A 12,895-nucleotide genomic window follows, 5' to 3' on the forward strand; every position below is an offset into this window, starting at 1 on the left:
ACTCGCGCTGGAAGTCGCGGCGCCTTAGAGACATTCGCTAGCGCCAAATCGTTATCGATCCCGCCATCTGCAATCGAAAGGCTGAAAAATGTCGCGCCTGCGTCCCTCCCGCCGATCCGCCGTCGCGCCCTTCATGGCGATGGAGACGTTGCGCGACGCGCGGCGCCTGGAGCGCGCGGGCCGGCGCATCATCCATATGGAGCTTGGCGAACCCGGGGCCCCGGTTCCCCGGCTCGCGCGCGCCGCCGCCGAGGCGGCCCTCGCCTCCGGACGGCTCGGCTATGGCGAGGCGATGGGCGAGGCGGCGCTTCGGGCGCGCATCGCGCGCCATTACCAGACGCGCTACGGCGTCGAGGTCCCGCCCGACCGGGTGATCGTGACGACCGGCTCTTCTGGCGCCTTCATGCTGACGCTGCTCGCCGCCTTCGATCCCGGCGCGCGCATCGCCGTCACGGCGCCGGGTTATCCTGCTTACGCCAATCTTCTCTCCTCGCTCGGCCTAGAAGCCGCGCCGCTGCCGGTCGACGCAGCGACCCGTTTCGCGCCCACGGCCGCCATACTGGAGGCGGCGCATCGCGAAAAGCCGCTCGACGGCGCGCTGCTGATGAGCCCGGCCAACCCCACGGGCGCCATGATCGACGCCGGGGAGCTCGCCCGTATCTGCGCCTACTGCGAGGCGGCGGGGATCGTCTTCATTTCAGATGAAATCTACCACGGGCTCGAATATGCGGTCCCCGCCGAGACGGCGCTGCGCTTTTCAAAAAGCGCCATTGTCGTCAATTCCTTCTCCAAATATTACGCAATGACCGGCTGGCGGCTCGGATGGCTCGTCGCGCCCGAAGAACTCATGCGGCCGCTCGAGCGCTTGCAGCAATCGCTCGCCATCTGCGCCCCGACGATTTCGCAACATGCGGCGCTCGCCGTTTTCGACGCTACTGACGAACTGGAGGAGAACCGCGCGGCCTATGCGCGCAATCGGGCCTTGCTCATGGCGCGGCTGCCGCAGATGGGCCTCGACCGCTTCGCGCCGCCGGACGGCGCCTTTTACATCTACGCCGATGTGTCCGCCTTCACCGGCGACTCGATGGCGTTTTGCAGACGGATGCTGGCGGAGGCGGGGGTCGCGGCGACCCCCGGCCTCGATTTCGATCCGCAGCGCGGCGCGACAAAGGCGCGCTTCTCCTATGCCGGTTCGGAAGCGGAAGTCGCCGAAGGCGTCGCGCGGCTCGCAGCCTGGCTGCCGCAGGCGCGTCTTTAGCCAGTCCCTGCCCCTCCCCCGCTTCGCGGGAGAGGGAATCTCGAGGTTTCGCGTGTTTCCAGTGAACGTCCGGCCTATTCGTTGAACGGCCCGCGGACGCGCTGCCACCATCCGCCCTTCTTCGGGGTCTTCGGATCGGCCGCGGTGATGACGACCTGGGTCGGCTCGCGCGGGGTCGTCGGCTGTTCGGCCGGCGTTTCTGGCGCAGCGGCCGCCGGCGCGGCGTCGGGAGCGGGGCCCGCCTCCGGGACGACGGCTTCGGCGGCAGGCGGGATTTCCGCCTCCGCCGCGGCGGGCGTCGCCGCCGTTGCGACCGTCGCCGGCGCTTCGGCGGCCGGGGCCTCGGGAGCCGCGGCCTCGAGCGCAGGCGTCACGATTTGCGGCGCGGGGGCGAAGTCGGGCATATGCGCCTCCCGCGGCGAGACGAAAGCTTCCGCCTCGCCCCCGTCGAGCGGGAAGAGCGCGGAGGGATCGCGGAACTCGTCCGGCAGAGGCGCCGACCGGCGCCAGCGGCCCGGACCGCGCCCCCGCCCGACGCGGGGTTCGCGGGGTTCGCGGGGCTCGCGCGGGGCCGGCGCGCCCTCGATCTCGGCCATCAGCGCGAGGCCCTCGTCGGACGGCTGCTCGGCGCCGGGCGCGAAAACCTCGCCACTGCCGTTGGCGCCGCCGCGGCCGCGACGACGACGGCGACGCCGCCCGCGCGGCGCGCCCTCCTCGCCCTCTTCGCCCGCGAAGCGGCGATCGCGACGCCCTTCGGCGCGCTCCTCCTCGGCTCCGTCGGCGGCGGCCTCTTCCTCCGCCAGCGCCTCCTCTTCGAGGATCTCTTCCTCAAGCGGTTCGGCGCGCAGCGAATCGACGCGCAGCGGCGCGGGCGCGGTCGGGACGCGCGGCCCGCTCGCAAGTTCGCCGCGCTCCAACGCGTGGTAATTGGCGCCCGTCAGAGTATCGTCGGCGGCGACGGTGATATGCACGCCGAAGCGGCTCTCCAGCGAATGCAGATGCGCGCGCTTCTGGTTGAGGATGTAGAGCGCGACCGCGCCGCGGGTGCGCAGCGTCACGTCATGCGCCGCGCTCTTGATCAGCGCCTCCTCCAGCACGCGCAGCACATGCAATGCGATCGAGGCGGTGGAGCGGACATGTCCCGCGCCCGCGCAATGCGGACAGGGAACCGTCGACCCCTCGACGACGCCCGCGCGGATGCGCTGGCGCGACATTTCGAGAAGGCCGAAATGCGAGATGCGGCCGACCTGAATGCGGGCCCGGTCGTTTTTCAGCGCGTCCTTGAGCCGGCGCTCGACGGCGCGATTGTTGCGGCTCTCCTCCATGTCGATGAAATCGACCACGATCAGGCCGGCGAGGTCGCGCAGGCGCAGCTGGCGGGCGACTTCGTCCGCCGCCTCGAGATTGGTGCGCAGCGCCGTGTCCTCGATATTGTGCTCGCGCGTCGACCGGCCCGAGTTCACGTCGATCGCGACGAGCGCCTCGGTCTGGTTGATCACCAGATAGCCGCCGGATTTCAGCGTGACGTGATTGGAGAACATGGCGTCGAGCTGCGCCTCGACCCCCGCCTCGGCGAAGATCGGGTAGGGCTCGCGGTGCTGCTTCACGTTCTTGGCATGGCTCGGCATGAGCATGCGCATGAAGTCCTTGGCCTCGCGATAGGCCTCGTCGCCCGAGACCACGATCTCCTCGACGTCGCGGCCATAAAGGTCGCGGATGGCGCGCTTGATCAGCGAGCCTTCCTCATAGACGAGCGTCGGCGCGCTGGAGCGCAGCGTCAGTTCGCGCACGCTTTCCCACAGCCGCAGCAGATATTCGAAGTCGCGCTTGACCTCGGCCTTTGTGCGCGTGGCGCCCGCGGTGCGCAGGATGACGCCCATCCCCTCGGGCACTTCGAGGTCGTGAACGATTTCCTTGAGGCGCTTGCGATCTGCGCCGTCGGTGATCTTGCGGGAGATGCCGCCGCCGCGCGCGGTGTTGGGCATCAGCACCGAATAGCGGCCGGCGAGCGACAGATAGGTCGTCAGCGCCGCGCCTTTATTGCCGCGCTCTTCCTTCACGACCTGAACGAGCAGCACCTGACGGCGCTTGATGACTTCCTGGATCTTGTACTGGCGGCGGGGACGCACGACCCTGAACGGGGCCTCGTCCATGGCGTCGCCGCCGATGTGCTCGACGTGTTCTTCCTCGTCGTGCTCCTCGTCGTCGTGGTCCTCGTCAGCCGGCGCCCGCGGCGCGCGGGCCTCGAGCCCCTCGCCCGCGCTGGCCAATTCTTCGCCCTCGTCGGCCGCCTCTTCAGCTTCGTCGCGGGCGCGCTCGCGCTCCTCGTCGCGCTCGTCCTGGCGACGCGCCTTCAATTCGTGGTCCGGCTCCGGGATCGCCTCGGCGAACTCCTCGGCGGCGCCCTCCTCGACGGAGCCGAAGCCCGCCGGATCGACGGAAATGGTGTGATGTCCTTCGTCGGGCTCAATGATCCCGACGGCTTCCACGGCCTCGACCGCCTCGGCCTCGACCTCGACGTCGGTCGGGGCCTCGGCCTCTTCCGGGCGCGGCTCGTCCTCGGCGGCGGCGACGACGGATTCGGCGGCCGTCTCCTCGCTGGCCGGCTGGTCGTCTCCGGCCGCCTCGATCAGCGCTTCGACGTCGACGGCCTCGCTGACCAGCGTCTCATCGGCGCCGGCGCGCTTCTCGGCGGCCTCGGGTTGACGGCGGCGGGAGCGGCGACGGCCGTGCGGACGATGCGGCTGCTCCTCTTCCTCGTCCTGGCGATGGGCGCGGCTCTCTTCTTCCAGCAGCGCCTGACGGTCGGCGACGGGGATCTGATAATAGTCCGGGTGGATTTCCGCGAAGGCCAGAAAGCCGTGGCGGTTGCCGCCGTAATCGACGAAGGCGGCCTGCAGCGAGGGCTCGACCCGCGTCACCTTCGCCAGGTAAATATTGCCGCGCAGCGGTTTCTTGTCGGCGGCCTCGAAGTCGAATTCCTGAACGCGGTTACCGCGCAGCACCACCACCCGGGTTTCCTCCGGGTGGGAGGCGTCGATCAGCATCTTGTTTGCCATGTGGGACTCTTTGGGGCGCTGCGCGCGCGGCGGCCGGCGGAGGGCGCCGCGGTCCAGTCAGGGACGCGGCGGCCGCTTTTCGGCGAGGCCCGAGGGCGCGAACGCTTGTTGTGCGAGAAAAGGGGAAAGGCCTTCGGCCTGTAGCGCTCTGGCCGGCGCGAGGACCGGCGTTGAGATAGGCTTGGCTTGACGCCGCACGCGGGCGCAGGCCCGACGTTTCGACGCAGAGCCGGACAAGATGACGATCTCGAGCCGGAACATCGCCCGCGGCGCAGGCGCCGGGGAACGGACCGGGACGCGCGCGGCGTGAGCAGAGACGCATCGCGCGGTCGAACCGGGCGAGGCGAACCTCCGCTGCTGCGCTTATCATGGTCCTGGCCATGAGATCGTCAAAAAACCTTTCGCGACCGCCTGAAGGCGGCGCGCATCCGTCGCATTGGGCCTGAAGGCCGCTGGCGACGTTTCAGAAACGTCAGCCCATCCCGAAAAGCCGCTGGCCGGACTTGCAAGGCGCGCCGGTAATGGCGCACGCCAGCGGACTCCCAGGGAGCGCCGCTCCTTCATAGCGGGCGCCCGCGAAACGCGCAAGCGCCGCCGATGGGCCGCTCGGCAAGGCCGGCGCAAGGTTGTGGAAGTTAACGAAGCCTTAACGGACAGGCTCGAAGAATCGCCTATATTGAGAGCGAGCCTCGATCTCTTGCAGGATCCCTGACCATGACGCACCCGCCTCCCCGCTCGAGAAAGGCCGGCCAGCGCTTTCTCTGCGCGGCGGCGGGAGCTGCTGCGTTCTCCGGCGTCGGCCTCGCCGCGGCGGCTGAGCCGGCGCAGCCCGTCACGGCCTATTCGAGCCGCGTCGAGACGGCCCACGACCATTCCCGTCTCGTCTTCGACATGACCGGCGCGGTCGAGGCGCAGGCGCGCCCCGTGGCCAATCCGCCGCGCGTCATCGTCGATCTGCCCGAAGTGGCGTTTCGCATCGACGCCAGGGAGGGCCGCTCGGCCGCTGGTTCGAAGCTCATCAAATCCTATCGATACGGGCAGTTCGCGCCTGGACGCGCCCGCGTCGTGGTCGACCTCCTCGCCCCCGCGCGGGTCGTGAAGGCGGGCGCCGAGGGGGGCCGCCTCGTCATCGACCTCGCCCCGACGACGGAGGCAAGCTTCAACGCGTCTGTCGCCGAGAGCGCCGTCGCCGCCAAGGCCGAGCCGGCCGCGGTCGCGGAAGCCGCGCCGACGCCCTCCGACCAGCCTGTGGTGATGATCGACCCCGGCCACGGCGGGGTGGACATGGGCGCGACCGGCAAGCACGGCGAGCAGGAGAAGGCGATCGTCCTCGAATTCGCCCGCGCCCTCAAGGCCAAGATCGAGCAGGGCGGGCGGATCAAGGCCGTGATGACCCGCGAGGAGGACGTCTTCCTCCCGCTCAACGAGCGGGTGCGCATCGCGCATCGCCACAACGCCGCGCTTTTCCTCTCGGTCCACGCCGACACGCTGGCGGAAGGCCATGTCGAGGGCGCGACGGTCTATACGGTCTCCGCCAGGGCCTCGGACGCGGAGGCGGCGCGAATCGCCGAGAAGGAAAATCTGGCGGATCAGGCGGCGGGCGTCGACAGCGCGCAGGCGAGCGAACAGGTCGGCGACATTCTGGTCGATCTCGCCCAGCGGGAGACGCGCGCCTTCAGCGCGCAATTTGCGCAGGCGCTCATCGCCCGCTGGAAGGAGGCCGGCAGCCTCAACAAAAATCCGGCGCGCTCCGCCGGCTTCGTCGTGCTGAAATCCTACGATATTCCATCAGCCTTGCTGGAGCTCGGCTATCTGTCGAGCGAGAAGGATCTCGCCCGGCTGACCTCGCCCGAGTGGCGCGACCAGGCGGCCGGCAAGACGGCCGAGGCGATTGAGGCCTTTTTCGCCGCCCGCTCCCGCGAGGCGCGCGCGCCCGAGAAGCCGCGCCCACAATAAAACACAAAATCGGGTCAATTGGGCATTCGGCCGGATCGGAGCGGGGGCTCTGCCCGGCGGCCCGAATCTGGCTTGCGGCGAGGGACCGAAGCCACTGGATCGACGGACGCGGGCAATGCTAAGGCAGGGCTGCGCGGCAGGGATGGACGGCGTTCGCCGTGTTGGATTAAGCGAGCCAGTCAGAAACAAGCGCCCAGAGCGGCGCGGATGCGCCTCGTGGCGCGCCCGGCTCAAGCTCCCTGAAAAAGGGACAGGCGGGCGCCATATACAGGCAGGCGCCGAACGGAGCGGTCGGCCGGCCGCCAAAGAGGAAGATTTTCATGCGACTTCTCGCAAGATTTCTAGGCTTTGTCTTCGCGACGGGCACGATCGTCTTCCTGATCGTCGCCGTCGCCGGCGCCGGGTTGATCTATTATTATTCGAAGGATCTGCCCGACACCGCGCAATTGCAGAACTACGAGCCGCCGGTGACGACGCGGCTGCACGCGAGCGACGGCTCGATCCTCGCCGAATATTCACGCGAACGCCGCCTGTTTTTGCCGAGTTCGGCGATCCCGCCGCTCGTGAAGCAGGCCTTCATTTCGGCGGAAGACAAGAATTTCTACACCCACACCGGCGTCGATCCCGAAGGCGTGCTGCGCGCCGTGGGCGTGCTGCTCGAAGGCGGCCGCCATGTGCAGGGCGCCTCGACGATCACCCAGCAGGTCGCCAAGAACTTCCTCGTCGGCAACGAGCGCTCGATCGAGCGCAAGATCCGCGAGGCGATCATCTCCTTCCGCATCGAAGCGGCCTATTCGAAGGAGCGCATTCTCGAGCTCTATCTCAATGAGATTTATCTCGGCTTGGGGAATTACGGCGTCGCCGCCGCCGCGCTCAATTACTTCAACAAGTCGGTCAACGAGCTGACGCTGGCCGAAGCCGCCTATCTCGCCGCTCTGCCGAAGGGGCCGAACAATTATCATCCCTTCCAGCGTCGCGACCGCGCGATCGAGCGCCGCAATTACGTCATCGACCGCATGGAGGCGGACGGCGTCGTGACCCATGAGGAAGCGGCCAAGGCCAAGGCGGAGCCGCTCGGCGTCAACCCGCGGGCGCTGTCGCCGAACACCTATGTCGCCGGTTATTTCGCCGAGGAAGTGCGCCGCGAGCTGCTCGACCGTTACAAGGAAAAGGGCCTCTACGAGGGCGGCCTGTCGGTGCGCACCACGCTCGACCCGAAGATGCAGGCCTGGACCCGCAAGGCGCTGGCCGACGGCCTGGTGCGCTTCGACGAGGCGCATGGCTTTCGCGGTCCAATCAACCATATCGACGTTTCGTCCGACTGGGGCGCGCCGCTCGCCAACATTCCCTCGCTCGGCGACATCAAGCCCTGGCGGCTCGCCGTCGTGCTCGACCTGAATGACGCGGGCGCCCGCATCGGCCTCCAGCCCGGCCGCGAGGCCTCGGGCGAGGTCGCGCGCGAGCGCGAGACGGGCATGCTCACCGCCGAAGGCATGCGCTGGACGGGGCGCAGCCCCAAGAGCGCGCTCGCCGTCGGCGACGTCATCTATGTGGAGCCGCTCGTCGGCAGTCCCGGCCGCTACCGCCTGCGTCAGATCCCCGAAATCTCCGGCGCGATGGTGGCGATGGACCCCTATACGGGCCGCGTCTTCTCCATGGTCGGCGGCTTCTCCTTCGACCAGTCGGAGTTCAATCGCGCCACCCAGGCGTTGCGCCAGCCGGGGTCCTCCTTCAAGCCCTTCGTCTACGCCACGGCGCTCGACAATGGCTATACGCCCTCGTCCTCGATCCTCGACGAGCCGATCTCGATCCAGCAGGCCGACGGCAGCTACTGGACGCCGGAAAACTTCGAAGGCGGCCACGGAACCGGCGCGCATCCGCTCGACTACGGCGTCGCGCATTCCAAGAACATGATGACCGTGCGTCTGGCGAAGGACGTCGGCATGCCGCTCATCGCGGAATACGCCAAGCGTTTCGGCGTCTATGACGAGATGGGGCCCTATCTCTCGCTGTCGCTCGGCGCGGGCGAGACCACGCTGCTCAAGATGGTCACCGGCTATTCGATGCTCGCCAATGGCGGCAAGCGCATCAAGCCCACGCTAGTCGACCGCGTGCAGGACCGCTGGGGTAAGACCATCTACCGCCACGACGAGCGCCAGTGCCTGGGCTGCGACGCGGACAAATGGGACAATCAGAACGAACCCAAGCTGATCGACAAGCGCGAGCAGGTGCTCGACCCGCTCACGGCCTATCAGATCACGACGATCATGGAGCACGTCATCCAGCGCGGCACGGGCGTCTCGATCAAGGCGGTCGGCAAGCATCTCGCGGGCAAGACCGGCACGACCAACGAGGCGAAGGACCTCTGGTTCGTCGGCTTTTCGCCGGATCTCTGCGTTGGCGTCTATATCGGCTACGACCGGCCGCGCTCCATGGGCAGCCACGCCCAGGCCGCGCTCTTCGCCGCGCCGATCTTCCGCGACTTCATGACGGTCGCCTTGAAGGACAAGCCCGATACGCCGTTCCGCGTGCCGCCGGGCATCAAGTTGATCTCGGTCAATCCGGGCTCGGGCCTGCGCACCGCGAGCGGCGGCGAGCTCTGGCCCTTCAAGCCGGGAACGGCTCCGCCCGACTCCTACTCCGGCGGCGGCGACGGCCCGCGCCAGGTCAACACGCAGGACGTCGACCAGCGCGTCGGCACCGGAACGGGCGGGTTGTATTGATCTTTGACGGCGGAGGAGACCAAAAGGCCTCCTCCGCCGTTTCAGTCTCAAGAGCCCAACGATGATCCCGCCGACCGAGCCCGTCCTGATCGAGATACGAGACCGCGTCGCGACGCTCACGCTAAACAGTCCTGGGTCGCGCAACGCTTTGTCGCATGCGATGCTTGCCGCGCTCTCGAAACGCCTGGATGAAATCTCGTCGCACCCTGACGTTCGCGTCGTGCTGCTTGCGGCCGAAGGGCCCGCCTTCTGCGCCGGGCACGATCTGAAGGAGCTGACGGCGCGGCGCAACGACCCCGACCGCGGCCGCGCCTTCTTCGCCGAGACAATGCGCGCCTGCTCCGCCTTGATGCAGCAGATCGTCGCGCTGCCGCAGCCCGTGATCGCGGCTGTCGACGAGATGGCGACCGCCGCGGGCTGCCAGCTCGTCGCGAGCTGCGATCTCGCCGTCGCCGGCCCCCGCGCCCGCTTCTGCACGCCGGGCGTCGACATCGGCCTGTTCTGCGCGACGCCCGCCGTCGCCCTCTCCCGCGCCGTCGCGCCGAAACAGGCGATGGCGATGCTGCTCACCGGCGTCCCTATCGGCGCAGAGGAGGCGCTGCGCATCGGGCTCGTGAACCGCGTCTCGCCCGACGGCGCGCGCACCGGGGCGCGGACGCTGGCGGACGTCATCGCCGCGAAGTCGCCGGCGGCCATTCGTTATGGCAAGCGCGCCTTCTACGCCCAGCGGGAGAAGCCGCTTGCCGAGGCCTATGACCTCGCGAGCGCGGTCATGGTCGACAACATGCTGGCGGGCGACGCCGTCGAGGGGATTGCGGCGTTTCTGGAAAAGCGCGCGCCGGTTTGGGATTAGCCGACGAGAGGCTATTCCCCCAAATTCCGCAGCGCCGCCGCGGCCGCGAAGGGACAGAGCGCCAGCGCCGCGAGGCTGATCGCGCAGAGGATCGCAAAGGGCGACAGGAAGGGAACCGCGCCGCCCGTCGCCGCCTCCGACGCGGAGACGCCGAAAATCAGCACGGGGATTGTCAGCGGCAGCACCAGCAGCGCCATGAGCAGGCCGCCCCGGCGCACCGTGACCGTCGCCGCCGCGCCGATCGCGCCGACGAGGGTCAGCGCCGGCGTGCCGACGAAGAGCGTCGCCACGACGCCGGCGAGCGCCATGGGCTCCTGCTGGAGCATGAGGCCGAGGAAGGGCGCGGCGATGATGAGCGGCAGGCCCGTCGCCGCCCAATGGGCCGCGCATTTGATGAGCACCGCGACTTCGAGCGGCGTGTCGGAAAGATGCAGCAAGTCGAGCGAGCCGTCCTCGGCGTCGGCCTGGAACAGCCGGTCGAAGGCCAGAAGGCTCGCGAGCAGCGCCGCGATCCACAGGATCGCCGGGCCGATGCGCGACAGCAGGTTCGGGTCCGGGCCCACCGCGAAGGGCACGATGACGACGAGCGTGAGGAAAAACACGACGCCCATCGCTCCCGAGCCGCCGACGCGCCGCGCGATGCGCCATTCGCGCAGGAAAAGGGCGGAAAGCGGGGCCGTCACTGTGGGGCCCCGAGCGCCAGTTCGCCGGCCTCCTCGAGCCCGAGCGGCTCATGGGTCGCCGCGACGATCAGGCCGCCAAGCGCGCAATGCGCGCGCATGGCCGCTGCGAATTTTTCCCGCGAGCCGCGGTCGAGCGCCGTCAGCGGCTCGTCGAGAAGCCACAGCGGCCGGAAGGCGACGAGCAGCCGCGCCAGCGCCGCGCGCCGCTTCTGCCCGGCGGACAGCGCCCCGAAAGGCGCGTCGAGCGCATGCGAGAGCCCGACCGCGGCGAGCGCCTCGGCGACCGGACGGCTGCGGCGATCTTCCGCCCGCCCCAGATAATTCCCCCAGAAATCAAGGTTCTCCCGCACCGTGAGCGCCGCCTTCATGCCATCGGCATGGGCGAGGTAATGCGTCGCCTGGGCGAGCTCCTGGTCTTCCCCGGCCCCTTCGAGCGCGACCGTTCCGCCCGAATGCGGGAGCAGGCCGGCGATCGCCCGCAAAAGCGTGGATTTGCCGACGCCATTGCGGCCCGTCACGACAAGCGCCTCGCCCCCCGAGAGCAAGAAATTCACGCCCGAGAGCACGGGCCGGCCCCCCCGGGCGACGGCCAGATTCTCGACCTTGAGCCGCGGGACGGTCTGGCGGTCGGCGTGGGGGCGATGCGGGCTTGTCTCCATGGCGAAAGCCAATAGAGAAAGCCGCGCCAAAGCGCCATAGGCGCCGCCATGGCGTCCGTTTCCCCGACGCCAGGCTCCCCGGAACACAGGCGCACTGGCGCGCGGGGGCCCGGAGTGATAAGGGACGCGATCACTCCAGGGCGCCTTCAGCGGCGCTTTTGATTCTTCGCGAAACATGTGCGCGCGGCGCGCCAGGCCATTAGGGACTGCGAATTCAGTGACGAGACACAGAAGCCTCTCGGATTACGCGTCGCGGCGATTCCGCCTTGCCGGCAACGCTCTCCTCGAATTCAACAATCCGTTCTTCGCCCAGATCGACAAGCTGAAAGCGGACTTCGAGGCCCAGGGGATTCATTTCGTCAGTTTCGCGAATTACGACTATCTCGGCCTCGCCAACCATCCGCGCATCCGCGAGGCGGCGAAGCAGGAGGTCGACCATCTCGGCATTGGCGCGCTCGCGTCGCGGCTCGTCGGCGGCGAGCGCACCACGCACAAGCAGTTCGAGGCGGAGATCGCCAAATTCATCGGCATGGAGAGCGCGCTGGCGCTCGTCTCCGGCTACCTCGCCAATGTCACGACCATCGCCTATCTGATGAACGGCAAGCGCGACGCCATCTTCATCGACGAGCTCGCGCATAACAGCATCGTCTACGGCGCCGAGGGCGCGCCGGCGCATGTCGTGAAGTTCCGACACAACGACATGGATCATCTCGAGCATCTGCTGGCGCGGCATCGCGAGGAGTATCGCAATGTCCTCGTCGTGGTCGAGGGCGTCTACAGCATGGACGGCGACACCGCCGACCTGCCGCGCCTCTATGCGATCAAGGACAAATACAAGATCTGGCTCATGGTCGACGAAGCGCATTCGCTCGGCGTCCTCGGCGAGACGGGCCGCGGCCTCGCCGAGCATCAGGGCGTCGATCCGCAGCGAATCGATCTTCTCGTCGGCACCTTGTCGAAGAGCCTCGCCTCCTGCGGCGGCTATGTCTGCGCCAAGAAGGAGGTGATCGAATGGTTCCGCTTCACCCTGCCGGGCTTCGTCTACAGCGTCGGCTTTTCGCCGGTCGTCCTCACCGCGGCGCGCACCGCCCTCGCACTCATGCAGGAAGAGACCTGGCGCATCGACAAGCTCGCCCAAAACGCTGAGCTGTTCCGTCAGGTCGCGCATGAAAACGGCTTCTCCACCGGGCCCGCCATCGGGCGCGGCGTGGTGCCGATTCTCTTCGACAGCGATCTCGAAACCATGTGGGCCGCGCGTCACCTTCTGGAGAAGGGATATTACGTGCCGCCGGTCGTGCGCATCGGCGTGCCCAAGGACGGGCCGCGGCTGCGCTTCTTCTTCTCGGCCAACCATACAGAGGCCGAAATTCGCGGCGTGATCCAGGCGCTGCGCGAGATCCCGCCCGTCTCGGAAGAGGCGCAGCGCATCGTCGCCGCCGCCATGTCGGGCGCCGCGGCTTGATCCCGGCGCGCGCCGCCGGGCAGTGTCTCAGTTTGATTTTGCCCCGGTTGAGTCGTGATGAGATTTACATCCCCGCTGTAAGTGGGCGAGCGGCGCATAACGCCCCTCGTGCTTCGAGACGCAAGCTTCGCTCGCTCCTCAGCATGAGGGGCTCCTGCAATGAAAGACTTTTTTACAAAGACTTAGGCCTCATCCTGAGGAGCCCGCGCAGCGGGCGTTTCGAAGGACGAGGCCGCCTCGCA

General features: G+C 68.3%; 8 protein-coding genes. 5 read left to right on the forward strand and 3 right to left on the reverse strand.

The genetic code is table 11. The features are described 5' to 3' along the window. Positions 1-88 precede the first annotated feature (88 nt). On the forward strand, positions 89-1,258 hold the full coding sequence (locus RVU70_RS04890) for an aminotransferase class I/II-fold pyridoxal phosphate-dependent enzyme (RefSeq protein WP_363349954.1): 1,170 nt from the start codon (positions 89-91) through the stop codon (positions 1,256-1,258). 74 nt (positions 1,259-1,332) lie between these two features. Here the strand turns inward: RVU70_RS04890 and RVU70_RS04895 are convergent, their stop codons facing one another. After that, positions 1,333-4,317, reverse strand: a complete 2,985-nt coding sequence (locus RVU70_RS04895) for an Rne/Rng family ribonuclease (protein WP_363349955.1) — start codon at positions 4,315-4,317, stop codon at positions 1,333-1,335. A 714-nt stretch (positions 4,318-5,031) separates the two neighbouring features. Here RVU70_RS04895 and RVU70_RS04900 point away from each other — a divergent pair. From RVU70_RS04900 to RVU70_RS04910, 3 genes are all read left to right on the forward strand, one after another. Continuing rightward, a complete protein-coding gene (locus RVU70_RS04900; protein WP_363349956.1) occupies positions 5,032-6,273 on the forward strand; it encodes an N-acetylmuramoyl-L-alanine amidase in 1,242 nt (413 codons plus the stop codon). Positions 6,274-6,593: 320 nt separating this feature from the next. Next, positions 6,594-8,996 carry a penicillin-binding protein 1A gene (locus tag RVU70_RS04905; protein WP_363349957.1) on the forward strand — a complete coding sequence of 801 codons (2,403 nt, stop codon included), beginning with the start codon at positions 6,594-6,596 and terminating at the stop codon, positions 8,994-8,996. Positions 8,997-9,057: 61 nt separating this feature from the next. Then, on the forward strand, positions 9,058-9,849 hold the full coding sequence (locus RVU70_RS04910) for an enoyl-CoA hydratase (RefSeq protein WP_363349958.1): 792 nt from the start codon (positions 9,058-9,060) through the stop codon (positions 9,847-9,849). Between the two features lie 11 nt (positions 9,850-9,860). On the opposite strand, the gene ccmB is transcribed toward RVU70_RS04910, so the two are convergent. Continuing rightward, positions 9,861-10,532: a heme exporter protein CcmB gene (gene ccmB / locus RVU70_RS04915; RefSeq protein ID WP_363349959.1), complete on the reverse strand. Its 672-nt coding sequence runs from the start codon at positions 10,530-10,532 to the stop codon at positions 9,861-9,863. Next, positions 10,529-11,191: a heme ABC exporter ATP-binding protein CcmA gene (gene ccmA, locus RVU70_RS04920; RefSeq protein ID WP_363349960.1), complete on the reverse strand. Its 663-nt coding sequence runs from the start codon at positions 11,189-11,191 to the stop codon at positions 10,529-10,531. The genes ccmB and ccmA overlap by 4 nt, the downstream gene beginning before the upstream one ends. Positions 11,192-11,408: 217 nt before the next feature. Here ccmA and RVU70_RS04925 point away from each other — a divergent pair, with 217 nt between their 5' ends. Continuing rightward, positions 11,409-12,653: an aminotransferase class I/II-fold pyridoxal phosphate-dependent enzyme gene (locus RVU70_RS04925; protein ID WP_363349961.1), complete on the forward strand. Its 1,245-nt coding sequence runs from the start codon at positions 11,409-11,411 to the stop codon at positions 12,651-12,653. The last annotated feature ends 242 nt before the right edge of the window (positions 12,654-12,895 follow it).

It is taken from the genome of Methylocystis echinoides (assembly GCF_040687965.1).
Taxonomy (GTDB): Bacteria; Pseudomonadota; Alphaproteobacteria; order Rhizobiales; family Beijerinckiaceae; genus Methylocystis; species Methylocystis echinoides_A.

Excerpts from the sequence above, each read along its gene's own strand:
- RVU70_RS04895 (WP_363349955.1), bottom strand. The coding sequence starts at position 4,317 with ATGGCAAACAAGATGCTGATCGACGCCTCCCACCCGGAGGAAACCCGG.
- RVU70_RS04905 (WP_363349957.1), top strand. The coding sequence starts at position 6,594 with ATGCGACTTCTCGCAAGATTTCTAGGCTTTGTCTTCGCGACGGGCACG.
- RVU70_RS04890 (WP_363349954.1), top strand. The coding sequence starts at position 89 with ATGTCGCGCCTGCGTCCCTCCCGCCGATCCGCCGTCGCGCCCTTCATG.
- RVU70_RS04900 (WP_363349956.1), top strand. The coding sequence starts at position 5,032 with ATGACGCACCCGCCTCCCCGCTCGAGAAAGGCCGGCCAGCGCTTTCTC.
- ccmA (WP_363349960.1), bottom strand. The coding sequence starts at position 11,191 with ATGGAGACAAGCCCGCATCGCCCCCACGCCGACCGCCAGACCGTCCCG.
- RVU70_RS04910 (WP_363349958.1), top strand. The coding sequence starts at position 9,058 with ATGATCCCGCCGACCGAGCCCGTCCTGATCGAGATACGAGACCGCGTC.